This window comes from Streptomyces sp. GL_148 (assembly GCF_057834205.1).
This window is the reverse complement of sequence record NZ_CM174396.1, coordinates 4,763,902-4,788,897: the sequence shown is the minus strand read 5'-3', so window position 1 is coordinate 4,788,897 and position 24,996 is coordinate 4,763,902. Positions and strand designations below refer to the sequence as shown.

The 24,996-nt window shown below is 72.8% G+C and carries 24 protein-coding genes; 7 read left to right on the top strand and 17 right to left on the bottom strand.

Annotated features, from left to right (window positions below):
* Window positions 1-252 precede the first annotated feature (252 nt).
* Window positions 253-1,323, bottom strand: coding sequence for a sugar ABC transporter permease (locus AC3IYI_RS22165; protein ID WP_489405417.1), 1,071 nt, complete (start codon window positions 1,321-1,323; stop codon window positions 253-255).
* Between the two features lie 35 nt (window positions 1,324-1,358).
* Entirely contained in the window at window positions 1,359-2,591 is a 1,233-nt protein-coding gene (locus AC3IYI_RS22160) for an MFS transporter (protein ID WP_489405416.1), read from the bottom strand.
* Between the two features lie 229 nt (window positions 2,592-2,820).
* On the opposite strand from AC3IYI_RS22160, the gene AC3IYI_RS22155 reads away from it, so the two are divergent.
* A complete protein-coding gene (locus tag AC3IYI_RS22155) occupies window positions 2,821-3,594 on the top strand; it encodes a hypothetical protein (RefSeq protein WP_489405415.1) in 774 nt (257 codons plus the stop codon).
* Window positions 3,595-3,873: 279 nt separating this feature from the next.
* Window positions 3,874-4,485 (top strand): sigma-70 family RNA polymerase sigma factor, encoded by a 612-nt coding sequence (locus tag AC3IYI_RS22150; protein WP_489405414.1) that lies wholly within the window; start codon window positions 3,874-3,876, stop codon window positions 4,483-4,485.
* A 75-nt stretch (window positions 4,486-4,560) separates the two neighbouring features.
* Here the strand turns inward: AC3IYI_RS22150 and AC3IYI_RS22145 are convergent, their stop codons facing one another.
* Window positions 4,561-4,950, bottom strand: a complete 390-nt coding sequence (locus AC3IYI_RS22145) for an SHOCT domain-containing protein (RefSeq protein WP_489405413.1) — start codon at window positions 4,948-4,950, stop codon at window positions 4,561-4,563.
* Window positions 4,951-5,052: 102 nt separating this feature from the next.
* On the opposite strand from AC3IYI_RS22145, the gene AC3IYI_RS22140 reads away from it, so the two are divergent.
* Together AC3IYI_RS22140 and AC3IYI_RS22135 are read left to right on the top strand one after the other, a co-directional pair.
* Window positions 5,053-6,189 carry a sulfite oxidase gene (locus AC3IYI_RS22140; protein ID WP_489405412.1) on the top strand — a complete coding sequence of 379 codons (1,137 nt, stop codon included), beginning with the start codon at window positions 5,053-5,055 and terminating at the stop codon, window positions 6,187-6,189.
* A gap of 94 nt (window positions 6,190-6,283) precedes the next feature.
* Entirely contained in the window at window positions 6,284-6,730 is a 447-nt protein-coding gene (locus AC3IYI_RS22135; protein WP_489405411.1) for a DoxX family membrane protein, read from the top strand.
* Window positions 6,731-6,761: 31 nt separating this feature from the next.
* On the opposite strand, the gene AC3IYI_RS22130 is transcribed toward AC3IYI_RS22135, so the two are convergent.
* The 3 genes from AC3IYI_RS22130 to AC3IYI_RS22120 are packed head-to-tail and all read right to left on the bottom strand — an operon-like array spanning window position 6,762 to window position 8,861.
* Window positions 6,762-7,361, bottom strand: a complete 600-nt coding sequence (locus tag AC3IYI_RS22130; RefSeq protein ID WP_489405410.1) for an HD domain-containing protein — start codon at window positions 7,359-7,361, stop codon at window positions 6,762-6,764.
* A gap of 6 nt (window positions 7,362-7,367) precedes the next feature.
* Window positions 7,368-8,675 (bottom strand): cytosine deaminase, encoded by a 1,308-nt coding sequence (gene codA, locus AC3IYI_RS22125; protein WP_489405409.1) that lies wholly within the window; start codon window positions 8,673-8,675, stop codon window positions 7,368-7,370.
* Between the two features lie 18 nt (window positions 8,676-8,693).
* Window positions 8,694-8,861: a hypothetical protein gene (locus AC3IYI_RS22120; RefSeq protein WP_489405408.1), complete on the bottom strand. Its 168-nt coding sequence runs from the start codon at window positions 8,859-8,861 to the stop codon at window positions 8,694-8,696.
* A 132-nt stretch (window positions 8,862-8,993) separates the two neighbouring features.
* Between AC3IYI_RS22120 and AC3IYI_RS22115 the strand changes: the two genes are divergently transcribed.
* Window positions 8,994-10,820 (top strand): S9 family peptidase, encoded by a 1,827-nt coding sequence (locus AC3IYI_RS22115; RefSeq protein WP_489405407.1) that lies wholly within the window; start codon window positions 8,994-8,996, stop codon window positions 10,818-10,820.
* Between the two features lie 79 nt (window positions 10,821-10,899).
* A complete protein-coding gene (locus AC3IYI_RS22110; RefSeq protein ID WP_489405406.1) occupies window positions 10,900-11,742 on the top strand; it encodes an SURF1 family protein in 843 nt (280 codons plus the stop codon).
* Window positions 11,743-11,811: 69 nt separating this feature from the next.
* Here the strand turns inward: AC3IYI_RS22110 and AC3IYI_RS22105 are convergent, their stop codons facing one another.
* The 7 genes from AC3IYI_RS22105 to AC3IYI_RS22075 all read right to left on the bottom strand — a co-directional run bounded on the left by AC3IYI_RS22105 (window position 11,812) and on the right by AC3IYI_RS22075 (window position 18,182).
* Window positions 11,812-13,038 carry a hypothetical protein gene (locus AC3IYI_RS22105; protein ID WP_489405405.1) on the bottom strand — a complete coding sequence of 409 codons (1,227 nt, stop codon included), beginning with the start codon at window positions 13,036-13,038 and terminating at the stop codon, window positions 11,812-11,814.
* Window positions 13,035-13,592 carry a SigE family RNA polymerase sigma factor gene (locus AC3IYI_RS22100; protein WP_489411614.1) on the bottom strand — a complete coding sequence of 186 codons (558 nt, stop codon included), beginning with the start codon at window positions 13,590-13,592 and terminating at the stop codon, window positions 13,035-13,037. The genes AC3IYI_RS22105 and AC3IYI_RS22100 overlap by 4 nt, the downstream gene beginning before the upstream one ends.
* Window positions 13,593-14,048: 456 nt before the next feature.
* The gene (locus tag AC3IYI_RS22095) at window positions 14,049-15,143 is read right to left on the bottom strand and encodes an aspartate-semialdehyde dehydrogenase (protein ID WP_489405404.1); all 1,095 of its coding nucleotides are present in this window, start codon (window positions 15,141-15,143) and stop codon (window positions 14,049-14,051) included.
* Window positions 15,140-16,417, bottom strand: coding sequence for an aspartate kinase (locus tag AC3IYI_RS22090; protein ID WP_489405403.1), 1,278 nt, complete (start codon window positions 16,415-16,417; stop codon window positions 15,140-15,142). Before AC3IYI_RS22090 ends, AC3IYI_RS22095 begins: the two co-directional genes overlap by 4 nt.
* Window positions 16,418-16,538: 121 nt before the next feature.
* On the bottom strand, window positions 16,539-17,186 hold the full coding sequence (locus AC3IYI_RS22085) for a DUF5063 domain-containing protein (protein ID WP_489405402.1): 648 nt from the start codon (window positions 17,184-17,186) through the stop codon (window positions 16,539-16,541).
* Window positions 17,179-17,778, bottom strand: coding sequence for a recombination mediator RecR (gene recR, locus AC3IYI_RS22080; RefSeq protein ID WP_243330636.1), 600 nt, complete (start codon window positions 17,776-17,778; stop codon window positions 17,179-17,181). The genes AC3IYI_RS22085 and recR overlap by 8 nt, the downstream gene beginning before the upstream one ends.
* A 59-nt stretch (window positions 17,779-17,837) precedes the next feature.
* A complete protein-coding gene (locus AC3IYI_RS22075) occupies window positions 17,838-18,182 on the bottom strand; it encodes a YbaB/EbfC family nucleoid-associated protein (RefSeq protein ID WP_422523841.1) in 345 nt (114 codons plus the stop codon).
* Between the two features lie 268 nt (window positions 18,183-18,450).
* On the opposite strand from AC3IYI_RS22075, the gene AC3IYI_RS22070 reads away from it, so the two are divergent.
* On the top strand, window positions 18,451-19,176 hold the full coding sequence (locus tag AC3IYI_RS22070; protein WP_489405401.1) for an SLATT domain-containing protein: 726 nt from the start codon (window positions 18,451-18,453) through the stop codon (window positions 19,174-19,176).
* A 54-nt stretch (window positions 19,177-19,230) separates the two neighbouring features.
* Here the strand turns inward: AC3IYI_RS22070 and AC3IYI_RS22065 are convergent, their stop codons facing one another.
* The 4 genes from AC3IYI_RS22065 to AC3IYI_RS22050 form a co-directional block, all read right to left on the bottom strand.
* Window positions 19,231-19,881, bottom strand: coding sequence for a hypothetical protein (locus tag AC3IYI_RS22065; RefSeq protein ID WP_250744899.1), 651 nt, complete (start codon window positions 19,879-19,881; stop codon window positions 19,231-19,233).
* 116 nt (window positions 19,882-19,997) lie between these two features.
* The gene (locus AC3IYI_RS22060) at window positions 19,998-22,571 is read right to left on the bottom strand and encodes a glycosyltransferase family protein (RefSeq protein ID WP_489405400.1); all 2,574 of its coding nucleotides are present in this window, start codon (window positions 22,569-22,571) and stop codon (window positions 19,998-20,000) included.
* On the bottom strand, window positions 22,568-23,248 hold the full coding sequence (locus AC3IYI_RS22055) for a GntR family transcriptional regulator (RefSeq protein WP_489405399.1): 681 nt from the start codon (window positions 23,246-23,248) through the stop codon (window positions 22,568-22,570). Before AC3IYI_RS22055 ends, AC3IYI_RS22060 begins: the two co-directional genes overlap by 4 nt.
* Window positions 23,249-23,567: 319 nt before the next feature.
* Window positions 23,568-24,920 (bottom strand): aspartate aminotransferase family protein, encoded by a 1,353-nt coding sequence (locus AC3IYI_RS22050; RefSeq protein WP_489405398.1) that lies wholly within the window; start codon window positions 24,918-24,920, stop codon window positions 23,568-23,570.
* Window positions 24,921-24,996 lie beyond the last annotated feature (76 nt).

Here is a 24,996-nt window from a genome sequence, read left to right as displayed (position 1 = left end):
CCCGGCAGGACCGTGACCTCGGTCGGAACGGACGCGCGGGACGGTCAGAGCATCCAGGCCGGGCGTCTGGACACCCTTCCCGTGGTCGGGGGGCGCGACAGATCGCTACGCCGCGCTCGGCTTAGCGACTACCGACCGTCTGTGGCTGGTCATAGGCCGCCCAACGACCGGTTCATCTCCCACTCGGCTTAGCGACCGCGGACCGGCCGTGGGTGGGAACGACGGACCTCCGGGGGGGGAGGGAAGGGGCCGTCAGATGGTGCGGACGTCTGCCAGGCCGGTGAGTTCGGCCAGGCCCAGGGCCAGGAAGAAGTCGCCCCAGACCAGTTCGTGGCGGACTGCCAGGTGCTTGTCCGCGTCGTAGCAGCCGTTCAGCAGTCGGCCCCGGGAGAGGTGGTGGTCGACCAGGTGCTCCAGGATCTCCGCCGCGCGCTGCGCGTGCGTCGCGGCCCGGGGGCCGGGAAGGAGGGACAGCTTGAGGAGCGCGACGGCCGTGACGGCTGCGGCGGAGGTGTCCGCAGGGCCGTCCGGCCGGGCCGGGTCCGCAGGCGGTACGAGGGGTGTTCCCGGTGCTGTCCACGCGGCGGCGAGGCGCTCGGCCAGTGCCTGCGGCTGCCCCGGCAAGCATGCGGCGACGGCTGGGCGGTGCAGTACGTCGGCCAGCGCGAGCAGGAGCCAGGCCGGTCCCCGGCTCCAGCCCGGCGCCGGCTCCGCACACGCCAGCCAGCCCTTCTCCGCCTCGTAGGACCAGGCCGGTACGAGGTCTCGGGCGCGGCAGACCTCCGTCCCGGAGCCGGGCAGGCACAGGGTCAGGTGCCGCTGGAGGTGTGAGGCCGCCGCCGCCGGGCGGACGGTGGCGAGCAGTGGAATCGTGCCCGGCAGCCCGTCCACCCGGGCCAGCAGCCGGGGGCCGCCGAACGCCGATCCCCAGGGCAGCAGCCCGAGTTCCCCGTCCATCGCCGCCGCACAGGCTCCGGCCGCCCGGGCGCGCAACGCCTGTGCCTCGGCGTCTTCGACGGCCAGAGCAGTCCCGTACCAGAGGATCAGCCCGCGCGTGGAGGTGTCGGCGTCCACCCAGCGGGCCAGCCGCGCGGTGCACGCGGAGGCGGCGGCCCGGTCGCCTTCGGCGCCCGTGTGCCGGGCTCTCAGCCACAGCAGCCCCGCCCAGAACCCACCGGCCCAGGAACCCCGGCCGGTCGTCGTCCACTGCCCCGAATCCGGGTCCGCATAGAGCGGGAACCGCTCCTCGCCGACCTCGGCCGCCGTGGCCGCCACCTGGTCTAGGACCTCCGCCAACGCCCGTTCCGCCCTGCCGTCCGCCACCCGCGCACCCCCAACTCGCCCACCTAGGTGGTCTGTCATGCCCGCCGACCCCGGGGGCCTTCGCGTCGACGTCGTACGTCTCGCCCCCGCCGCCGTTCCCGCACCGCCCAGGCCACACCGACACCAGAAGCCACCCCGAACTCCGCCGCCACCAGCAGCCAGCCCGTCCCGTAGCGGCCGGCGTTCGCCAGGGGACCGAAGAGGAGGGGGCCGACGGCGAAGCCGGTGAAGAAGCCGGCGGCCACGAGCGCGGAGTCCTGGCCGGCGCGGCCGGGGGCGGAGCGCTGCATCACCAGGACCATCGAGACGGCGTTGGCCGCTACCGCGAACACCCCGACGGCCACCGCGGCCACCCACACCAGCGGACCCGCGCTCGGTGCCGCGACCAGCAGGACGGCCGCTCCCACCGCGCCGGCGGCGAGGCCTCCCGGCAGCCACTCGGCGCGTCCCGGCCGGGCCGCCTTCGACCAGCCGACCCGCCCGGCGATGCCCGCGACGCCGAGCACCGCGACCAGCGCGCCGGCCGCGGTGGGGGCCATGCCGAGCCGTTGCGCGCCGAAGAGGGCCACGTACGTGTTGACCGAGGTGATCCCGCAGCCCAGGAACAGGGAGAACACCGCCAGCCAGGCGATGGCACCCCTCGGTACGAGGGAGGCCCGGGGCCCGGCCGGAGCAGCCCGCGGGTCGGCGGGCAGGGCGCGCAGCGCCCACAGCGCCGCCAGCGCGGCAGTGGCGGCGGCCGTCCACACCGCCCCGCGCCAGCCGATCACGCCGGCCAGTGCCGTGAGCGGCAGCCCGGCGGCGAAGGCGCCCAACTGGACGCCCGACTGCTTCAGGCCGGTCACCGGCCCCCGGCGGCCGGGAGGCACGGCGGCGAGGATCGCCTTGTTGGTCGCCGGGTTGGCCAGGGCCTGGGGCAGTCCGCCCAGCGCGACGGCGGCGAGCAGGAACCCCGGTCCGGGCGCGGCGCCGATCAGCGCGAGCGCGGCCGCGGACACCGACAGCAGGAGTACGAGGGAACGGCGCGGCCCGATCCGGTCCACCAGCCGGCCGCCGAGCGGCGACAGCACGGCCGCCGTGCCGAACCCGGCCGTGGTGGTCCAGCCGAGCACGGAGGGCGAGACCCCCAACTCCCCCACCAGACGCGGACCGAGCGCGCCGAGGAGGAAGAGCTGGAGCATCGAGAAGGCCATGGCGCCGGTGAGGAGAGCCGTGAGTCCGCCCGCCGGGCCGCCTGTCCGGCCCGCGGCCGCCCCGGGCGTCTTCACCGGCTGCCTCCGGTCCGCCACCGCTCGCCCACCCCGTTCCCGCCGCCATCACGTCCGGCACTTCCGGCACTTCCGGCACTTCCGGGGACAGGAGTCGGCGCAGTGAACGCCCGGGTTCCCAAGGCCTGTTGTGGTGTACGCCACAACAGGGCGGGACTCGATTTCCGGACGAGGAAAGCCTGATGCCCTCTGTCGTCCCCCGCCCGGCCGGTGCAACGATGGCCCGGCCATGACACCGGGTCGATGTTGCCGAGCCGTACGGGCCGCGATGTTCGCGGCCACCTGCGTGCTGCTCTCGTCCCTCGGGCACATCCTCATGTCGGGAACCGCCGTCCCCTGGTGGGGGATGGCCGCGGCCTTCGCCGGAACCTCGGCGACCGGCTGGTTCCTCGCCGGGCGGGAGCGAGGCCTCGCGGCCGTCGTCTCCGCGACCGTCGGCGTCCAAGCGGTCCTGCACGGCGGGTTCTCGCTGGCCCAGGCCGCGGCAGCGCGGCCACAGGAAACGGGCGCCTCTCTGACCTCCCTGGGCCGCCGCTGGGCGCAGTACCTGCTCTGCGCCCCATCCGTGCTGGAGCCCGCGCCGGGCACCGGCAGCACCGCCCGGCACGTCGTGCAGGACGTGCACGCCATGGCCGGGACGCACGGGACGCACGCCCTGCACGGGATGGCCGACGGCTCCGCGTCGATGGCGGCGGCCCTGCCGACGCCGGCCGCGCACTCCATGGGCTCCATGTCACCGGCGGGCATGCTCGCGGGCCACCTCCTGGCGGCCCTGATCTGCGGCCTCTGGCTCGCGTACGGGGAACGCGGCGCCTTCCGCGTCCTGCGCGCCGTCGCCGCCCGGTTCCTCGTACCGGTGCGCCTGTTCTTCCGGCTTCCCGCGCCCGCGCACCGGCCCCGCGTCCGCCTTTCCCGGAACCACCGGGTACGGACGCCCCGCAGGCTGCTGCTCGCCGACGCCCTCACCTCACGGGGTCCACCTCACGGGACCGCTGTCGTCTGACAGCCGGCTCCCCGACGCGCCACGGGTCCAGCACCCGTACCCGTACCGCGCCTCGGGCATCGGTCATGCCGTCCGGCAGGCCGTACCCCCGTTCACCGGCCTCGCGATGGCCGCGCACCGGGCTCCGGGCCCGCGTTCCGAGCCCTCCGGGCTCCGCTCTCCGGGCCATCCGGGCGCGCCGGCAGTGCGGTACCTGCGATCACCGTGGTCACTTCGGCCACCCCTGGCGCCCGCGGCGCGGCATCGAATCCGGCCGGATTCGCAGAAGGACACCAGGCGATGACCCCTGCCCTGCTCACCCGCCCGACCACCGCCACCGCCACCCGCCGCGCCGCCGGTCCCGACGAGGCCGTCACCCTCCTCGCGCTGGCCGCCCGTGACGGCGACCCCGTCGCGGTGGACCAGTTCGTGCGCGCCCTGCACCGCGACGTGCGCCGCTACGTCGCCTACCTCAGCGCGGACCCCCAGTCCGCCGAGGACCTGACCCAGGAAACCTTCCTGCGCGCCCTCGGCAGCCTGCACCGCTTCGAGGGCCGCTCCTCCGCCCGTACCTGGCTGCTCTCCATCGCGCGGCGCACCGTGGTGGACAGCCTGCGGCACAAGGCGGCCCGCCCCAAGATCGCCGACAGAGACGACTGGCAGACCGCGGCCGAGCAGAGCCAGCCCCGCGGCGTACCCGGCTTCGAGGACGGCGTCGCGCTCGCGGAGCTCCTGGGGGCGATCCCCGCCGAGCGCCGCGAGGTCTTCGTCCTCACCCAGCTGATGGGGCTCCCGTACGCGGAGGCGGCGCTCATGCTCGGCTGCCCGATAGGCACCGTCCGCTCCCGCGTGGCCCGGGCCCGCTCGTCCCTGATCGGCCTGCTGGAGGACACGGACCCGGCCGCGGCCTGACCCGGACCGGGCGCCCGGACGGGGGCCGGACCGCGATTGCGCGGTCCGGCCCCCGTCCGGCGGGTAGGGCGGTCCTCAGGCCAGGAGCTTTTCCTTGGCCTTGTCGAACTCCTCCTGCGTCAGGTGGCCCTTCTCCTTGAGCTGGGACAGGCCCGCGAGTTCCTCCGCCGGGCTCTGGCGGGGGCCCGCGGCCTTCTGGACGTAGTCCTGGAAGGCCCGTTCCTGCTCCTTCGCCTGCTTCAGGTCCCGCTGGCCCATGCTCCGGCCGCGGACGATGAGGTAGATGAAGACGCCGATGTAGGGCAGCAGGAGCACCAGGATCAGCCAGCCGGCCTTGGCCCAGCCGTTCAGCTCGTGGTCCCTGAAGATGTCAGTGATCACCTTGAACAGCAGGAAGAACCACATGACCCACAGGAAGAACCACAGCATGGTCCAGAACAGGTTGAGCAGTGGATAGTCGTCCACGCGTCACTCCGATCGCATAAGGGGCATATCAATACATACCGCCTGACTGAGTGATCCGCACGCGGAGTAGCCGGTCCGACGCAGCCACGGGACCATGGGTCCATGGAGGAGCGCCCCCTCACCGGGATCAGCCCCCCGGGCCGGATCGCCACCCCCGGGGAGGGCATCGGCCAGGACGAGCTGGCGCTCGCCGCACGCAACCACGGGCTCCCGCTGGAGGCCATGCGCTACGAGGTCACGCCTGCGGGGCTGCACTACGTACTCGTGCACTACGACATCCCGGACACGACCACGGCCACCGACGCAGCCGCCGACACCTGGCGCCTCACCGTGCGCGGCCGCCTCCGGACCCCCCTGGAGCTGAGCCTGCGCGACCTGCGGTCCCTGCCCTCCGTGACCCACCGGGTCACCATGGAGTGCGCCGGCAACGGGCGGGCCCGGCTGTCCCCGCGGCCCGTCAGCCAGCCCTGGCTGGTGGAGGCGGTGGGGACGGCCGACTGGACGGGGGTGCCGCTGCGCGCGGTGCTCGCGGAGGCCGGGGTGGCTCCGGGCGCCGTGGAGGCGGTGTTCACGGGCGCCGACCACGGGGTGGAGCGGGGCGTCGAGCAGGACTACCGGCGCAGCCTGCCGCTGCCCGTCGACGAGGACGTGCTGCTCGTCCACACGATGAACGGCGGGCCCCTGCCGCCGCAGCACGGGCATCCGCTGCGGCTGGTCGCGCCGGGCTGGTACGGCATGGCCCACGTGAAGTGGCTGCGCGACATCGAGCTCGTCGACACGGCGTTCGGCGGTTACCAGCAGGCCACGGCCTACGGCTACAAGCAGAGCGCCGAGGAGGCCGGCGAGCCCGTCACCCGGATCGCCCCGCGCGCTCTGATGATCCCGCCCGGATTCCCCGACTTCATGTCCCGCACCCGGGTCGTCCGCCCCGGTCCCCTGCGGCTCGCCGGGCGCGCCTGGTCGGGCTACGGGGCCATCATGCGCGTGGAGTTGAGCACCGACGGGGGCCCCGACGGAAGTGGCTGCAGCTGGGCCGACGCCGAGGTGCTGCCGCAGGGCGGACACCCGTACGCCTGGCAGGGCTGGCACGCCGACTGGACGGCGGTCCCGGGCGCCGACCACACCCTCCTGGTCCGCGCCACCGACGCCTCGGGGCGCACGCAGCCGCTCCGGCAGCCCTGGAACCGCGGGGGCTTCGGCAACAACCAGGTCCAGGCCGTCTCCGTCGTGTGCCGCTGAACCCCGCGGGCCAACCCCTTGCCACAGCCCTCCCCTTCCCTCGAAACTGACACATCGTCAGATCATTGCGAGGGAACGAGGGAAGGAACCGAGGATGCAGACCATCTGGCTCGGCGGGCCCGAATGGGTCGCCGTTCTGCGGATCGGGCTCGGGCTGTGGTGGCTGGAGAGCTGGCGGCACAAGGACAAGAAGGAATGGTTCGGCGGAGGCGGCATCCGCTGGGCGGCCGGCGTGGCCGAGAAGCACCGCTGGGGGTTCGTGACGCGCGGCTTCGACGTCGTCGTGAAGCCCTACCCGCGCTTCATGGCCTACCTCGTCGCCTACGCCGAACTGGCCCTGGGACTCGGCCTCATCGTCGGGTTCCTGACCCCGATAGCCCTGCTCGCCGGGCTGCTGCTCAACCTGGTCTACCTGATCCTGATGATCCACGACTGGGGCGAGCAGGGGCAGAACCTGATGATGGCCCTGATCTCCGGGGTCGCCTTCTTCGCGATGGGCTGGCAGGTCTGGTCCCTGGACAACGCCCTGGGGATCTTCTGACCCCGCCGGCCCCCACGCCTCCCGGCCCCCGTCAGCCCCGCCGGTCGAGCGGGTTCGCCGCGATGCGCTCCTTCGCACCGCTCGCCACGTAGGCCGCCGCCGCGCACTGCGGCTTGCGCGCGGCCTGGTCGGCGACCAGTGCGAAGAAGGCGTCGCCGAAGCCGAGGCGCGGGTACTCCGTGAGCAGCGCGGCCGTGAAGACGGGGTCGGCGTCGCCGACGCCGACCCCGGAGACGTCCGCGGTCGTACCGATCTGGAGCAGGTGGCTCTCCACGTCCTCGGCGGCCGTGACGTCCTCGCGCATGTGCCGCACGATGATCTCCTCGGCGCGCGCCCGGCGCTCCGCCGGCCAGCCCAGCCCCGCCGTCAGCACGCGCGCAACGTGGCCGCCCGCCTCCTCGAAGGGCAGGGTGTGGCTGTCGAAGGGCGCGGTCAGCCCGAGATCGTGCACCAGCGCGCTGACGTAGAAGAGTTCGCGGTCGTACGAGAGCCCGTGCCGGTCCGCGTACTCGGCCCCGAAGGCGTACGACCGGACCGAGTGGTTCAGCAGCGCCGCATCCGTGTACTCGGAGGCGATCTCCAGCGCGGCCCGGCCCGACGGAGTGTCAAGAGTCCATGTCACATAGGTCATGGCCGGTCAGCGTAGGCGGACGCGGAAGTCCACCTCCGAGGGGCCCTCCTCCCCCGGCCAGGCCAGCAGGCGGGGCGGAGCCGCCGGGGTCTCGGCGAGGACGGTGCCGCGCGAGACGACGTAGCGGGGGCGGACCTGGCGGCGGACGGCCTCGGTGGAAGATTCGGCCGGCAGCAGCACGAAGGAGGCCGGGTTGCCCTGGCGGACCCCGTACTCCGAGGGCGAGAGGCCCAGGACGCGCGCCGCGCGCTCGGTCACCATCTCGAAGGCCACCGGGATCTCGTCGGCCCCGGTGAGCTGGGCGGCGTAGATCCCGACGAGGGCGGTCTGCAGCGGGTTTCCGGTGCCGAGCGCGTTCCATGGGTCCATCACGTCGTCGTGGCCGAAGGCCACGTTGACCCCCGCCGCCAGCATCTCCTTGACCTGGGTGAGGCCGCGCCGCTTGGGGTAGGCGTCGAAGCGGCCCTGGAGGCCCAGGTTGGCGAAGGGGTTCGAGACGAGGTTGATCCCCGAACGCGACAGCAGGCGCTGGAGTTTGAAGCTGTACGCGCCGCCGTAGGAGCCCATGGCCGTCGTGTGCGAGGCCGTCACGTGACCGCGCAGCCCCGAGCGCAGGGCGTGCGCGGCCAGCACCTCCACGAACCGGGACTGTTCGTCGTCGATCTCGTCGCAGTGCGCGTCGACCCGCAGCCCCTGCTCCTCGGCGAGCCGGAAGGCGACGGCCAGCGAGGCCACCCCGTCCTCCCGGGTGTCCTCGAAGTGCGGGATCGCGCCGACCACGTCGGCCCCGCGCCGGACCGCCTCGCGCAGCAGCGCCTCGCCGCCGGGGAAGGAGACGATGCCCTCCTGCGGGAAGGCGACGATCTGCAGGGTCATCACGTCCCGGATCCGGTCGCGCACCTCCAGCAGCGCGTCGAGCGCGGCCAGCGCCGGGTCGGTGACATCGCAGTGTGTACGGACGTGCAGGACGCCCTGCGCCGCCTGCCAGCGCAGCACCTCGGTGGCCCGCGCGATGACGTCCTCGCGGGTCAGGGTCTTCTTGCGCTCGCTCCAGCAGGCGATGCCCTCCCAGAGGGTCCCGGAGGCGTTGGGGCGCGGATCTCCGGCCGTCAGGGCCGTGTCCAGGTGGATGTGCGGCTCGACGAAGGGCGCGCTGAGCAGGCCGCCGTGCGCCTCGATCAGCACGCCCGTCGCCGGCGGCTCCTTCTGGTCGTCGTACGGGAGCACGCGCGCGATCCGCCCGTCCTCCGCGACCTCGACGTCGTGCAGACCTTCGCCGTGCAGCAGCCGGGCACCCCGGACGATCATCCGCATCGCGTCAGCCTACGGGGGTCAGCCTCGCTTGGCCTGGGCCTTCTGCTGCATGCCCCGGGTCTTCGCGGCAACCGACTGCACATCGCGGACGGCGGCCTTGGCGCGCGCCTCGGCCGCCGTGTTCTTCGCCATCGCGCGCTCTGAGTCCTGGTGGGCCGGCTTGCCGGTACGCGCCTTCTTCGCCATGACCGCCACTCCCTCGCTCGCAGCTCTACGCAGCCTCGTACGCGGGACCGCGTACGGACACCACCCTGCGCCCGTTCGGCCCCGTCGGCATCTCGGGGGACGGGCTGCGGCCGATCCGGTTACATGGGGTGCATGACTGACGCCACCCCCGGCATGAACGAAGCCGATACGAACGCCGCCGCCATGCCCGACTGGGAGAAGCGCTTCCGGGCCCCGCGCGTGGGACTGCCCGAATGGGCCGAGGACGCGCCCGACCGCGCGCTCTTCGTCTCCAACGCCACCGGGACCTACGAGCTGTACGCCTGGGACCGCGCCACCGGCGCCCAGCGGCAGGCCACCGACCGGCCCAACGGGACCACCGACGGCACCCTGTCCCCCGACGGCGAGTGGCTCTGGTGGTTCTCCGACACCGACGGCGACGAGTTCGGCACCTGGGTCCGCCAGCCCTTCGCGGGCGGCCCCGACGAGCCGGCCACCCCCGGGCTGGAGGCCTCGTACCCCGCCGGGCTGGCCATCGGGCGGGACGGGACGGCCGTCGTGGGGCGCTCCACCGACGAGGACGGGACCACGATCCACGTGGCCCGGCCCGACGGGTCGGAGCCGGCCGTCGTCTACCGGCACCGCGAGTCGGCCGGGGTCGGCGACCTGTCCCGGGACGGGACCCTGCTCGCCGTCGAGCACACCGAGCACGGCGACGCGATGCACTCGGCCCTGCGCGTGATCACCCTGGACGGCGACACGGTCGCCGAGCTGGACGACTCCAAGGGCGGCACCGAGGAGCTGGGCCTCATGGTGCTCGGCTTCGCGCCCGTCGCGGGAGACACCCGGCTGCTCGTCGGCCACCAGCGGCGCGGCCGGTGGGAGCCGATGGTGTGGGACGTGGCCGCGGGCACCGAGGAGGGGCTGGCCGTCGATCTGCCCGGCGACGTCGGCGCCGAGTGGTACCCCGACGGGTCCGCGCTGCTGATCGAGCACGGCTACGAGGCGCGCAGCGAGCTGTTCCGCTACGACCTGGCCGCGCGGGAGCTCGTACGGCTGGACACGCCGCCGGGCACCGTGTCGGGTGCGACGGCGCGGCCCGACGGGTCGGTGGAGTACCAGTGGTCCTGCGCGGCCGAGTCCTCCGTCATCCGGTCGACCGCGGGCGGGGTCGTGCTCGACCCTCCCGGTTTCCGGCCGCCCGGCTCCGTACCGGTCGAGGACGTGTGGGTCGAGGGCCCCGGCGGGCGGATCCACGCCCTCGCCCAGCGGCCCGTCGGCCACGGAGAGGGGCCCTTCCCGACCGTGTTCGAGATCCACGGCGGGCCCACCTGGCACGACAGCGACGCCTTCGCCGCGACCCCGGCGGCCTGGCTCGACCACGGTTTCGCGGTGGTCCGGGTCAACTACCGCGGTTCGACCGGCTACGGGCGCGAGTGGACCGACGCCCTCAAGCACCGGGTCGGCCTGATCGAGCTGGAGGACGTCGACGCCGTACGGGAATGGGCGGTGGCCTCCGGGCTCGCGGACCCGGCGCGCCTGGTGCTGTCCGGCGGCTCCTGGGGCGGCTACCTGACGCTGCTGGGTCTCGGCACCCGGCCGGAAGCCTGGGCGGTGGGGCTGGCGGCCGTACCGGTCGCCGACTACGTGACGGCGTACCACGACGAGATGGAGGCGCTGAAGTCCCTGGACCGCACCCTCTTCGGCGGCACCCCGGAGGAGGTCCCGGAGCGCTTCGAGGCCTCCTCGCCGCTGACGTACGTGGACGCGGTGACGGCGCCCGTGCACATCGCGGCGGGCCTCAACGACCCGCGCTGCCCCATCCAGCAGATCGAGAACTACGTGGACCGGCTGGCGGCGCGCGGGGCGGAGCACGAGGTGTACCGCTACGACGCCGGGCACGGCTCGCTCGTCGTGGAGGAGCGGATCAAGCAGGTCCGGATGGAGATCGACTTCGCGCTGAAGCACCTGCCGCGCTAGGCCGTCGGCCGGCCGGCGCCGGGCCCCGGCTTCGGGCCCCGGCACCGGTGATCCGGTGCACCCCCCGTACGGTGGTGGGGTGCACCGGTTTCTCCTGACCCCGCGCTGGTGGGGGATCAACGTCTTCGTCGCGCTCGGCGTTCCCTTCTGCCTGTTCATGGGGACCTGGCAGCTCGGCCGGTTCGAGGACCGCGTCGACACCCACAAGGAGGCGACCAGCGCACGCCCCGCCGACCAGACGGCCGCGCCGCTGGAATCGCTGCTCCCGGTGGACAAGCGGACCTCGGGACGGCTCGCCTCGGTCTCCGGGGAGTACGCCGACCAGCTCCTCGTCCCCGAGCGGCGGCTCGACGGCGAGTCCGGCTTCTACGTCCTGACCCTGCTCAAGACCGACACCGGCAAGGCCGTACCCGTGGTCCGGGGCTGGCTGCCCGGCAGCGCCGACGCGGGCCGGGCCCCGGCCCCGCCGGCCGGACGGGTCGAGGTGACGGGCGCGCTCCAGGCCTCGGAGACCTCCACCAGCAAGGGCGTCTACTCCGCGGGCGGGCTGCCGGCCGGGCAGCTCGGCGTCATCGGGGCCGCCTCGCTCGTCAACATCGTGCCGTACGGCCTGTACGACGCCTGGCTGACCGTGCAGACGCCCGCCGACGGGATGACCCCGGTACCGGCGCAGGCTCCGGTCAACACCGGGCTCGACCTGAAGGCCTTCCAGAACCTCGGCTACACCGGCGAGTGGTTCGTCTTCGCCGCGTTCGTGCTCTTCATGTGGTTCCGGCTGTACCGGCGCGAGGTGGAGACCCTGCGCGACACGGAGACGGGCCTCCTCACCGAGACCGGGGCCGGGGCCGGGGTCGGCGCCGAGACCCCGACGGCCGAGCGGGACCAGGCGGAGCCGGCCCCGGCCGGGACCGGCTCGGCGTAGCCTCCGGGGTTTCGCCGCGGGCTGCGTCCCGGGTGGTGGCCCTGGCTGCGCCCTCGCTCACACCCCGGTCTACCGGACGGGGATGACGCCCGTCCGGTAGACCGTTCCGCCGCACGCCTCGGCGATGGTCGTCTGCGTCGTCGGGCCGTCCGTGCCCGACGTATGGGGCGTGTGGGACACCACGGCACCGAGCGGCGGGGTCTCCGCCTGGGTCTGGCCCGTGTCGGTGCCCGCCTCGGTATCCGGGGCGCCTGCGGAACCGCCCTCCGGCGTCGTGGCCTCCCCGGAGCCGTCCGCGCCGGGACAGCCCGCCTCCGGCGGCACCCACGCGAAGCGGACCTCGTACGCCGCGTTCGGCGCGAGCACCATCCGCAGGGTCTCCACCGACGGGTCGGGCAGCAGCCCGGTCGCCGGATCGCCCGTGACGTGGCTGACGACCGCCACCGCGGCTCCGCCCTCGCTCGCCGGGCCGGCCGTCAAGGTCTCCGGGCCGCGGACGGTACAGCCGCGCGACGACACGTTGGTGACCCTGAAACTGCCGTAGACCTTGCCGCCGGCCGACGGGGCGCGGGTGCTGCCCTCCACGCCGACCTGGCTCTGGGTGCAGTTGGGCACGTCCGAGGACGCGGGCGGGGGGATCAGACCGCCGCCGACGGTGCCCGAGGGGGCGCGGGGCGGGGTGACGTCCGGCCCGCCGACGCTCGGGAAGCCACCGGCCGCCGGGGTCGGCGAAGCGCTGGCGCCACCGTTCCCCGCGTCCTTGTCCTTGCTCTTGTCCTTGTCCTTGTCGGAGGACCGCTTGGGCTTCGGACGGGAGCCGGAGCCGTTCTGGTGCAGGCCGGACCCGTCCTTCGAGTCCCCACCCTGCTGCCCGTGGCCCGCCATGGTGGAGCGGTCGGAGCTCCCGCCCGTCCCGGAGGCCAGGTGCAGGCCCACCGGGACCGAGCCGCCCAGCACCACGACGGCCGCCGCCGCGGCGACGAGGATCCGCCGGTTGCGGACCCGGCGCGCGGGGACCGCGTGCCGCAGCCGCTCCAGCGCGTCACCGGAAGGTTCGAGCCCCCCGACGACCCCCTGCAGCAGATCGCGCAGCACGTCCTCCTCGCCCACGGACTCGGAGGCGGTGAGCTTGGCGTCGGCGGGCTTGGCACCGGCGGGCTTGTCCGCCGCACCCGGCTTGCCGCGCACGAGCTCCAGCAGGGCCTCCGGGCCCCCGGAGGCGGAGCCGCCGGACAGGCCGGACGGGCCGGACAGGCCGCGGTCCTCGTCTTCGTTCGTCTTGCGGTCCTCGTTCATGCTTGCGCAGCCTCCATCGCCACCCGCAGCGCGGCAATGCCCCGCGATCCGTACGCCTTGACCGAACCGAGCGATATGCCGAGGGTCTCGGCGACCTGGACTTCCGTCATGTCCGCGAAGTAGCGCAGCACCAGCACCTCGCGCTGGCGTCGCTGGAGCCCGCGCATCGACTTGATGAGATCGTCCCGTTCCAGCAGGTCGTACGCGCCTTCCTCGGCGCTCGCCATGTCCGGCATCGGCTTCGACAGAAGCTTCAGGCCGAGGATGCGGCGGCGCAGGGCGGAGCGCGAAAGGTTGACGACGGTCTGGCGCAGGTAGGCCAGCGTCTTTTCCCGGTCCCGGACCTTGTTGCGGGCCGCGTGGACGCGGATGAAGGCCTCCTGGACGACGTCCTCGCAGGAGGCGGTGTCGTCGAGGAGCAGCGCGGCGAGGCCCAGCAGCGAGCGGTAGTGGGCCTGGTAGGTCTCCGTGAGGTGGTCGACGGTGGTCCCCGCGACCACTTCGGCCACTTCGGCCACCTCGGTCACCGCGGTCACCGCGGTCGCTTCGGCCACCACGGCCGCCCCGGCCACCGGCGCCGTTTCGGCCGCCTCGGCCGCCTCCGTGCTCCCGAGGTCCTCGGCGCTGTCGCGCGGCCCGGGCACCCGGCCTTCCTTGGCCGGTACGGACCCGCGGGCGCCGGGCGCGGTGGGCACGCCGGGCAGCACGGGGGCCCCGGACGCCGTCGCGGCGGGCGGAACGGGAACGATCACCGGGAACCCACCGGGCGTGCGGGATCGCAGGCGCGACGGGATCGGGAGCGTCCCGGTGCGCGCCGCGATGACGGGGAGTTCGAGCAATGCTTCTGCCACGCCAGTTGGACACGCGTCCCCCCGGCAGGGTTGTACGCGCACGGCAGATTCATCGGCGGGATTCTCATTGCCTTCTTGCGTAGCCGCTCACCCGGGCGCGCGTCGTCGTACGACGACGGCCGTCGGGCCATCCACTCGATCAAGGGATTGACGATGATCCTACAAAGTGAAAGAGCCAAAATCAGCCGCGATGAGCTCCGCAGTTTGTGTGGCATTGAGCGCAGCACCCTGACGGAGGTTGTCCGCGCAGACGAAGAACTCCAGCGCACGCGGGTCGTCGAGCGAGCGCCGGACCCGTCCCACCCAGGCCGGATCCGTTCCCGCGGCGTCCGAAGGGGTCGGGAACTCCCCCGCGGCCGGATCGTCCACGAGGACCACCCCGGGCGCCGATTCCAGGATCTCCCGGGCGTGCGCCGCCTGGACGACCCCCTCGAACCGGGCCCGTACGGTCAGCGAGTGGCCGGTCAGTACGGGTACCTGTACGCAGGTCACGGACACCGGCAGCTCGGCCAGGTCCAGGATCCGGCGGGTCTGCGCCCGTACGGCCAGCTCGTGCGAGGACCAGCCGTCCTCGCGCAGCTCCCCGGACCACGGCACCACGTTGAGCGCGAGCGGACCCGCGAAGGGCCCGGTTTCCTCGCCCACGGCCCGGCGCACGTCCCCGGGATGCTCGCCCAGGGAACTGCCGGCGACGAGCGACAGCTGGCGGCGCAGCGCCTCCGAGCCGGCCCGGCCCGCCGCACTCGCGGCCTGGTACGTGGAGACGGCCAGCTCGGCCAGTGCGTACTCGGCGTGCAGCGCGCCCAGTGCCGCGATCATCGCGGCGATCACGCAGTCGGGCCCGGCGACGATCCCCCGCGGCCGGATCCGGGCCGCGTGCCCGTTCACCTCGGGCACCACGAGCGGTACGTCGGGGTCCTCGCGGAAGGCCGCGGACTGGTCCACCACGACGGCCCCGCGCGCGGTCACGACGGGAGCCCACCGGGCCGAGACCTCGGCCGGGGTCAGGAAGAGCGCGATGTCGCCCGCCCCGAGGCCGTCGAAGGCGTCTTCGGTGAGGGCGAGCACCTCGGTCTGCGTACCGCGCACGGTCAGCCTGCGGCCGGCCGAGCGCGAGGAGGCGATCAGGCGTACGTCGCCCCAGACGTCGGCCCGCTGGGACAGCATCTGGAGCAGGACGGAGCCGACGGCTCCGGTCGCCCCGACCACGGCGAGTGCCGGAGCCGGGGCGGACCGGGCCGCGGGCGGGTTCAACGTCCCGTGCCTCCGTAGACGACGGCTTCGTCGCCGTTGTCGGAGTCGAGCCCGAAGGCCGTGTGCACGGCGCGGACGGCCTCGTTGACGTCGTCCTGGCGGGTCACGACCGAGATGCGGATCTCCGAGGTGGAGATGAGCTCGATGTTGACGCCCGCGTCGGACAGCGCCTGGAAGAACGAGGCGGTGACGCCCGGGTTGGTCTTCATGCCCGCGCCGACCAGCGAGATCTTGCCGATCTGGTCGTCGTAGCGCAGGGACTCGAAGCCGATGGTGCCCTTCGCCTTCTCCAGGGCGTCGATGGCCTTGTGGCCCTCGGCCTTGGGGAGGGTGAAGGAGATGTCCGTCAGGCCCGTGGAGGCGGCGGACACGTTCTGCACGATCATGTCGATGTTGATCTCGGCGTCCGCGATGGCGCGGAAGATGGCCGCGGCCTCACCCGGCTTGTCCGGGACGCCGACGACCGTGATCTTGGCTTCGGAGACGTCGTGAGCGACTCCGGAGATGATGGCGTGCTCCACCGGCTCGTCCCCTTGCGGATTCTCGTTGCTGACCCAGGTGCCCGGCAGTCCCGAGAAGGACGAGCGGACGTGGATCGGGATGTTGTAGCGGCGCGCGTACTCGACGCAGCGGTGCAGCAGCACCTTGGAGCCGGAGGCCGCGAGCTCCAGCATGTCCTCGGAGTTGATCCAGTCGATCTTCCGGGCCTTCTTCACGACGCGGGGGTCCGCGGTGAAGACGCCGTCGACGTCGGTGTAGATCTCGCAGACCTCGGCGTCCAGCGCCGCGGCGAGCGCGACGGCGGTCGTGTCCGAGCCGCCCCGGCCGAGGGTGGTGATGTCCTTGCTGTCCGCCGACACACCCTGGAAGCCGGCGACGATGGCGATGTTGCCCTCGTCCAGCGCGGTGCGGATACGGCCCGGCGTGACATCGATGATGCGCGCTTTGTTGTGGACCGAGTCGGTGATGACGCCTGCCTGGCTACCGGTGAACGACTGGGCCTCGTGGCCCAGGTTTTTGATCGCCATGGCCAGCAGGGCCATGGCGATCCGCTCTCCGGCGGTCAGCAGCATGTCGAATTCACGTCCGGCAGGCATCGGGGACACCTGCTCGGCGAGATCGATCAGCTCGTCCGTCGTGTCGCCCATCGCGGAAACCACGACGACCACTTGGTGGCCGTTCTTCTTGGCATCCACGATCCGCTTGGCAACACGCTTGATGCCTTCGGCATCGGCTACGGAGGAGCCTCCGTACTTCTGCACGACAAGGCCCACGTGCGCTCCTCGCTCAGTCCGTCTCATTGCTGGTGCAGTCTAACGAGCGGCCGGGATACGACCGCTTCGTACCACATCATGAGACGAAAAGATCACAGCAAACGTTCCCTCACCGGGGCGTTTACTTCCGGCCGAGTCCGCCGAGCTCTTCGGCCATGACCTGCCCGGCCGCCTCCGCGAGCTCGTCCTCCGCGAGGTCCTCGTCCGTGTCCAGCCCGTCCAGGGCGGCCAGCGGCTGGTCGAGTCGGACGTGTGCGATCAGTGACTGGAGGGCGCGCAGCGTGGCCGACGCCGTCGGTCCCCAGTTGGTGAAGTACGAGAACTGCCACCACCACAGCGCCTCGGTGATCCGGCCCGCCTGGTGGTGGATGAGGCCGTGCCGCAGGTCGGCGACCACGTCGGCCAGGTCGTCGGAGATCCGGTGCGGGACCGGGGCCTTGCGCGGCTCGTAGGGGTCGAAGACCTCCGAGTAGACGTCGACCGGCTCGAGCATCACGGCGAACCGCTCGCGCAAGTCGTCCACATCCGGCTCCGGGCCCAGGTCGGGCTCGTAGCGCTCGTCGGGCAGGACGTCCTGGTACGCGCCCAGCCGGCCGCCCGCCAGCAGCAGCTGGGACACCTCCAGGAGGAGGAAGGGCACCGCGCTGTCCGGGTCCTCGCCCTTGGCCACCTCGGTGACCGCGACGATGAAGGACTCGATCTGGTCCGCGATCGAAGCCGCGAAGTCGTCCGGATCCAGTCCGAGGGCGTGCAGCGTTGCGTCAGACATCGAGAAGTCGCCTTCCTTCAAAGGCCCGCCCGAGCGTGACCTCGTCCGCGTACTCCAGATCTCCCCCGACGGGGAGCCCGCTGGCCAGGCGGGTGACCTTGAGGCCCATGGGCTTCATCATGCGGGCGAGGTAGGTGGCGGTCGCCTCGCCCTCCAGGTTCGGGTCGGTCGCGATGATCAGCTCGGTGACGGAGCCGTCCGCGAGCCGCGCCAGCAGCTCCCGGATGCGCAGGTCGTCCGGGCCGACGCCCTCGATCGGGCTGATCGCGCCGCCGAGGACGTGGTACCGGCCCCGGAACTCGCGGGTCCGCTCGATCGCGACGACGTCCTTCGACTCCTCGACCACACAGATGACCGTCAGGTCGCGGCGCGGATCGCGGCAGATGTTGCACCGCTCCTCCTGCGCCACGTTCCCGCACACCGCGCAGAACCGGACCTTGTCCTTGACCTCCAGCAGCGCGTGCGCGAGGCGGCGGACGTCGGTGGGCTCGGCCTGCAGGATGTGGAAGGCGATCCGCTGCGCGCTCTTGGGCCCGACGCCGGGCAGCCTGCCCAGTTCGTCGATCAGGTCCTGGACCACGCCTTCGTACAACGGACTGCCTTCTTTCGGTACGGGAGGGCTACCGAGCCGGGGAGGCTCGGGAAGGAAAGTTAGAAGGGAAGGCCGGGGATGCCGCTGCCGCCGCCCAGCCCCTGCGCCAGCGGGCCCAGCTTCTGCTGCTGCAGCGTCTGCGCATTCTCGTTGGCCGCCTGGACCGCCGCGACCACCAGGTCCGCGAGCGTTTCGGTGTCCTCGGGGTCCACGGCCTTCGGGTCGATCACCAGTGCGCGCAGTTCACCGGAACCGGTGACGGTCGCCTTGACCAGGCCGCCGCCGGCCTGGCCCTCGACCTCGGCCTGCGCCAGCTCCTCCTGCGCCACGGCGAGGTCCTGCTGCATCTTCTGGGCCTGCTGGAGCAGCTGCTGCATGTTGGGCTGACCACCACCGGGAATCACAGATCACTCACTCCGTAGCGTCGGGCCAAGCGCCGGCGGCTTGGTCAATCCGAGCCTACGTGCTCCCCGGGCGCCGCGCCCTACGCCGTGAGGACCAACTCTTTCGAGTGAGAGACGGGGCGTGCGCGTACCTGATGGCACCCTCCTTGCGGGCGGAAATCCCGGGAATCGTCGCCCACCGCGTCTCATTCGAAGGTAGGAAGAGCATGCGCACCATTGCGCACACGCGCACCACCACACGTTCAGCGCAGGCAGAGGGAGTGCCCGGGTGAGTCAGCCGGAGATGCAGCCCGAGGGGCCACCCCGGGATCCCGCAGAGGACGGCGACCTTACCGGCCGGCCGTTCCCTCTCGGGGACTGGGGCGAGCCCGCCGAGCGGCTCGACGAGCTCTACCGACGGGTCGAGGCCGACGCTCTGCGCACCGCCGAGTGGTACCTGTCGGACCGGGCGTGGAAGCGCCGGGGGGCCCGGATCCTGCGGATCGGTGCCGCCGTCGGCGCGGTCACGGGCGCCGCGATGCCGCTGCTGGAGCTGTCCGGCTCGGTGCCCGGGGCGGCCTCGTACGGCTATCTCGCGCTGCTCCTGGGCGCGGCCTGCCTGGCCTGCGACCGGTTCTTCGGCCTGACCTCGGGCTGGATGCGGGACGTGGCGACGGCGCAGGCCGTGCAGCGGCGACTGCAGACCCTGCAGTTCGACTGGGCCACGGAGAACGTGCGCGAGATCCTGGGCCCGACCGAGGGCACCGCGAGCGAGGCCGCGGAGCGATGTCTGACCGTCCTGCGCCGCTTCTCGGAGGACGTGACCGAGCTCGTGCGGTCGGAGACCGCGGAGTGGATGGTCGAGTTCAGCTCCGGCCCCGCCCCGCTGGTCATGCAGTCCCTGGGAGCGGGCGGATCCCGCTCGGACGCGTACGTCCCGCCGGCCCGCTTCCCGCTCCCCCCGGGCACCCGCCCGAACATGCCCCGCCAGAGGCCGCCGGAGCAGCCGCGCTGACGGGACGGGGCCGGCCCCGCGCGGCGGATCCGGTCCCGTCCCGTACGGGCCGCGTCAGCTGAAGATGATCATCGAGCCCTGGCCGAGGCTCCGGGTGGCCGCCGCGTGCAGGCCCAGCCACACGTGCCGCTCCCGCGCGAAGGGGCTGTCGTCGTACGGGATCGGCCCGGCGGGCTCCTCCAGCGACGTCGGCCGCCCCGGCGGCGCCGGAGCCAGCGGCGGGTTGCGGGGGTCTATCCCGATCGCGGGAGCCACCAGTGCCAGCTCGCGCAGCAGGCCCTGCGCGGACCCCAGCGGGCCGCCCCCGGCCAGCAGCTCCTCGTTGGCCAGCGGGTAGGCGAAGTCCACGGGGACGTAGGCCCCCGCATGGTCGTAGTGCCACACCAGGTGCGACTGCTGCGCCGTCGGCTCGAACATCTCCAGCAGTTGCTCGTAGTCCCCGCCCAGCTCGTCCACCGGTGTCACCGGCAGCCCGCAGATCTGGAGCAGGTACGCCCGCCGCAGGAAGTGCAGGGCGTCGTAGTCGAAACCGGCCACCGGGGCGACGTCCCCGGAAAGCCCCGGCATGTACGCGAACACCGGCACGGACGGCAGTCCGGCCTCGCCCAGCGCCTTGTCGTACGAGGCGATCTCTTCCGCGAAGGGGTTGTCGGGGCTGTGGCACAGCACGTCGACAAGGGGGACCAGCCACAGGTCACAGGCCACTCGGCCTCCGATCAGTCGTTGTCGCCGATCGGGCCAGCGTAGTGCGCCGGACACGCTCAGCGAAGGGGTGAGCAGAACCGAAGGAGCGGTAGACACGGATCCGGGCCGGATCCCGCCTACGACTGCTGCCCCGGGCCCACCCTCCAGACCCACACGTCGCGCACCTGGTCCGGCTCCCGGCCCAGCAGCCCGGTGATCAGTTGCCGCAGTTCCGCGTCCCGGTCCTGGCGGGGCAGGACCACCGCGCCTGCCTTCCAGTACTCCAGGTCCTGGCGGGCCTGTGCCCGCCAGCCGGCGTCGACCTCGGGCGGCTCGGTGCCGTAGCGGACGTCGCGCAGGAGGTTCGAGAGGTGCCGCGGGGTGGCCCCGTAGATGCCGATCCGGTCAGGGCCCCACGGGCCGTTGAAGTAGCCGCCGGCCAGCCGGAAGCCGAAGTCCGCCTCGACCTGCCAGTGCAGCGCGTCCGCCTGGCCCGGGTCCGGCAGCGGTACCGGAACGAGTGCCTCCCCGTCCTTGACGTAGCCCTTCCAGTCCCCGGAGGTGATGAACGCGGGCACCGGCGCGCGGTCCCGTACGGTCAGCGGCAGCGGCAGGACCGGGATCAGCGCGGCCGCCGCCCCCAGCAGGCCGAGCGTGCGCAGCTCGCGGGTGCGCAGCCGGAGGATCCGGTCGAGCGCGAGGGCGAGCAGGATCCCGAGGACGGGGGCGCACACCATCGCCACGCGCCCCTCGATCACCGACTCGAACAGCGGCAGCTTGATCATCAGGCGCCACGGGCCCGGCAGCACGATCTCGGTACGGGGTACGGGCACCCACGGCCCGAGGGACAGCAGGAGCGCGACGAAGCCGGTGATCGCGAGGGCCCGTACGGCCCTGCTCCGCCACAGCCACACGCACACGGCCACGCCGAGGGCGAGCAGGGGCCAGCCGTAGAAGGCGTTCTGCTCGGTGGTGTTCAGGGAGAGCTTGCCGGCCGTCTCGGGGTCGCCGAAGAGGGAGCGGGCCGCGAACTCGATCAGGGCGCGCGGGCTGTTCCCGGCGTTGTCCCCGTGCAGGACCGAGTGGTAGCTCTGCGGGCCGAAGAACTGCCAGTACAGCGGGACGGCCACCAGCGGCAGGCACACGCCGAGCGCCACGACCAGACCGGAGCCCAGCGGACGTGCGGCCGCGAGGGCGCGGCGGGGGGCGACGAGGAGGTAGGCGAAGCAGAAGACCAGCATGCCGAGTGCCGCGATGAGCAGCGGCTCCTCGCCGATGAAGATCTGGTACGTCGCGAAGAGCCCGAGCAGTACCCCGTCACGCGTCACGCTGTGACCTTCGCGGTGGCCCTCGCACAGGCGCAGCGCCCGGTCGATGATCAGCGGGATCATGAAGAGGACGACGAAGTTCGGATGGCCGTTGGCGTGCGAGACCATCGGCGGCGCGAAGGCGGCGAGCGCCCCGCCCGCGGCGGCCGCCCAGCGGCTGCGCACGAACCGGCGGCGGATCAGCCAGTACCAGGTCCAGGCGCTGGCGGCCATGCCGAGCGTGAGGACCAGCGCGAAGGTGACGGTCTCGCCGAAGAGCAGCGTGACCGGGATCAGCGGGACGTTCAGGCCGAGCATCGTGGCGTTGGCCATCAGGTTCACGCCGTCGGGCATGCCCTGGGAGAGGGTGAAGAGCGGATTGCGGAGGTGGGTGACGTTGTCGGTGGTGACGCCGACGAACCACTCCCACTGGTTCTGGTCCTGGAGCGCGTCCGCGAGGTAGGCGCCGTCGAGATCCGCCCACAGGCCCTGGAAGACGTAGAGGGAGAGCGCGATGAAGACGGCGGCGACGGCGAGGCCGCCGGCGTTGAGGCGGAAGAGGTCACCGAGGGCGCGGCGGCGGTCGGGGCGCGGGGCCGGGGCGTGCGGGGTGGCTTGCGCCGGGGCCGAGGGCGGGGCGGAGGCCGGGGCGTGCGCCGTGGCCGAGGGCGGGGCGGAGGCCGGGGCCGGGGCGTGCGGGGTGTCGGCGCGGCGCACCGGGAGCTCGACCTCGGCGACGTGCCAGCCCTGGCGGCGGACCCAGCGCAGGACCTCGGCGTCGATGGCCGGTCCGTCGAGGGTCGAGGCGCCGAAGGCGGCGCGGGCGCGGTCGCCGTCGAAGAGGGCGAAGGCGCAGGTGTCGGCGCGGAATCCCGGTATGCCGGGGATGCCGAGGGTGCGGACCAGGCGGCTGCGGGTACGGCCGAGGACCACCGCGGGGGCCGCGTCGTCCGTGCCCTGGTCCAGGGCTTCCTCGAGGCGGGCCAGCTCGTCGAGCGGGGTGCGGAGGGCGGCGTCGGTGAGGAGCACCCGGTCGCCGGTGGAGGCGAGCACTCCGGCGCGGAGGGCGGCGCCCTTGCCACTGTGGCCCCGGCCGTCGCCGAGGCGGATCAGGCGGATCCGGGGTTCCGCTGCGGCCGGGGCGTCGGTGGCGTCGCCGTCGCCGTCGGCAGTGTCGTCGCCGTCGCCGGTGACCAGGATGAGTTCCCAGGCGCCGGGACCCGTGCCGCGGTGGGCGTCGAGGTGCTCGCGCAGGGCGGTGAGGGTCTGCTCCGGGACGGGCGCGGGGATGACGACGGACAGCCCGACGGCGCCGAGCCAGCGCGTACCGGTGGGGGTCCGAGTCTCCTGGCCGGCGCTCGCGGCCGTCTCCTGGCCTGCGCTCACGGCGCTCTCGCCGCTCATGCGCCGGTCGTCTTCAGGCCGTCGGCCCAGTCGAGTCCGTGCTGGTTGTACGCGTGCACGAGGCGTCGTACCTCCTCGGCGTCCGCGCGGGTCACCGCGTCCATCAGTTCGTTGTGGCCGGCCCACAGGTCGGAGCGCAGGCCCGGCTCCGCCTTCAGGTAGGGCACGGCGAAAACCCAGCACTGCACCCGGATCCGGTGCAGGAACTCGGAGATGTAGATGTTGCCGACCAGCCCGCTCAGCTCCCTCCAGAAGCGCAGGTCGTAGCCGATCAGCACTTCGAGCGAGCCGTTCAGCGCCGCCCGCCGCGCCTCCTCCGCCCGGCGGCGCACCGAGACCAGCCGTTCCCCGGAGCCGGGGGCGGTGCCGCGTTCCACGAGCCTGCGGAAGATGCCTTCCACGATCAACGTACGAGCCTCGATCATGCCCCGGAAATCATCCACGGAGAAGACTCGGACGCGGAAGCCGCGGTGCTGGACGGAGTCGAGCAGGCCTTGCGCGGAGAGATCGACGAGGGCTTCACGGACGGGGGTCGCGGAGACTTCGTACTGCTCGGCGATCTGTTTGACGGTGAATTCGCTTCCGGCCGCCAGGCGTCCCGCAAGCACCTCGTCACGCAGCGCGTCCGCGATCTGCTGGCGAAGTGTGTTGCGGGTGACAGCGCCGCTGCCTGGCATAGGGGTCCGTCTCCATCTGTGGGCTTCGGACACCTTAGGCCAGGCAGCGCGGCCGAAACCGATCGGTTTGTGGCCGCTATGTGGATCTAGCGCCCGTTATGCGGACGGGCCGCGCTCATCTTCTTGATTATTCACCCCTGCGCGGGGCCCTCTCGGGGCACCCGCGCAGGGTCGTCCTCGCTGCTCCGAGCCTGTTCGGGGCCTGTTCGGGGCCTGTTCGGGGCCTGTTCGCGGCACGTCCGGGGCCCGCCCCCGGCCCCAGTCCCGGGGGCGGGCGTCAGTCTCGGTGAAGCCCGGTCAGGCGTCGACGAGGCCTCGGTCAGGCCGAAACGTGCCGGTCGGCGACGGTGAGCGCGTCGTCGAGCAGGGCCAGGCCTTCCTTCGCGTCCGCTTCCGTGATGTTGCACGGAGGGACGACGTGGGTGCGGTTCATGTTGACGAACGGCCACAGCCCGGACGCCTTGCAGGCCGCCGCGAACTCGGCCATCGGCGCATTGTCGGCGCCCGCCGCGTTGTAGGGAACGAGCGGCTCGCGCGTCTCCTTGTCCCGTACGAGTTCCAGGGCCCAGAAGGTGCCCAGACCGCGCACCTCCCCGACCGAGGGGTGGCGCTCCGCGAGCTCGGCGAGGGCCGGGCCGATCACGTTCTCGCCGAGGTGGGCGGAGTGCTCGACGATGCCCTCCTCCTCCATGGCGTTCATCGTCGCGACGGCGGCGGCGCAGGCGAGGGGGTGACCGGAGTAGGTCAGCCCGCCCGGGTAGGGGCGCGTGGCGAAGGTCTCGGCGATCGCGCCGGAGATCGCGACACCGCCGAGCGGGACGTAGCCGCTGTTGACGCCCTTGGCGAAGGTGATCAGGTCGGGGGTGACGTCGAAGTGCTCGGCGGCGAACCACTTGCCGGTCCGGCCGAATCCCGACATGACCTCGTCCAGGATGAAGACGATCCCGTAGCGGTCGCAGAGCTCGCGCACGCCGGCCAGGTAGCCGGGGGGCGGGGTCATGATCCCGGCCGTGCCGGGGACCGACTCCAGGATGATCGCGGCGATCGTCGCCGGGCCCTCGAAGGCGATGGTGTCGGCGAGGTGGGTGAGGGCGCGCGCGCACTCCTCGGCCTCGGTGGTCGCGTGGAAGGGCGAGCGGTAGAGGTACGGGCCCCAGAAGTGCACGACGCCGGCGGCGGCCGTGTCGGAGGGCCAGCGGCGCGGGTCACCCGTCAGGTTGATCGCGGCGGAGGTGGCGCCGTGGTACGAGCGGTAGGTGGACATCACCTTCTGCCGGCCCGTGTGCAGACGGGCCATGCGGACGGCGTTCTCCACGGCTTCGGCGCCGCCGTTGGTGAAGAAGATCTTGTCGAGGTCGCCGGGGGTCCGCTGCGCGATGAGGCGTGCGGCCTCGGAGCGGACGTCGACGGCGAAACCGGGGGCCAGGGTGCAGAGCTTGGCGGCCTGCTCCTGGATCGCGGCGACGACCTTGGGGTGCTGGTGGCCGATGTTCGTGTTGACCAGCTGGGAGGCGAAGTCGAGGTAGCGCTTGCCGTCGTAGTCCCAGAAGTGCGACCCCTCGGCTTTGGCCACGGCGAGCGGGTCGATCAGGGCCTGGGCGGACCAGGAGTGGAAGACGTGAGCGCGGTCGGCGGCCTTGACGGTGGCGCCCGAGGTGACGTGAGGGGTCATGACCGCAACCGTAGAAGTGCGCAGGTGGGGAGGGATATCGGCGGTCTGTATGCGGGTGGGGGGCGGGTCTCGGCAG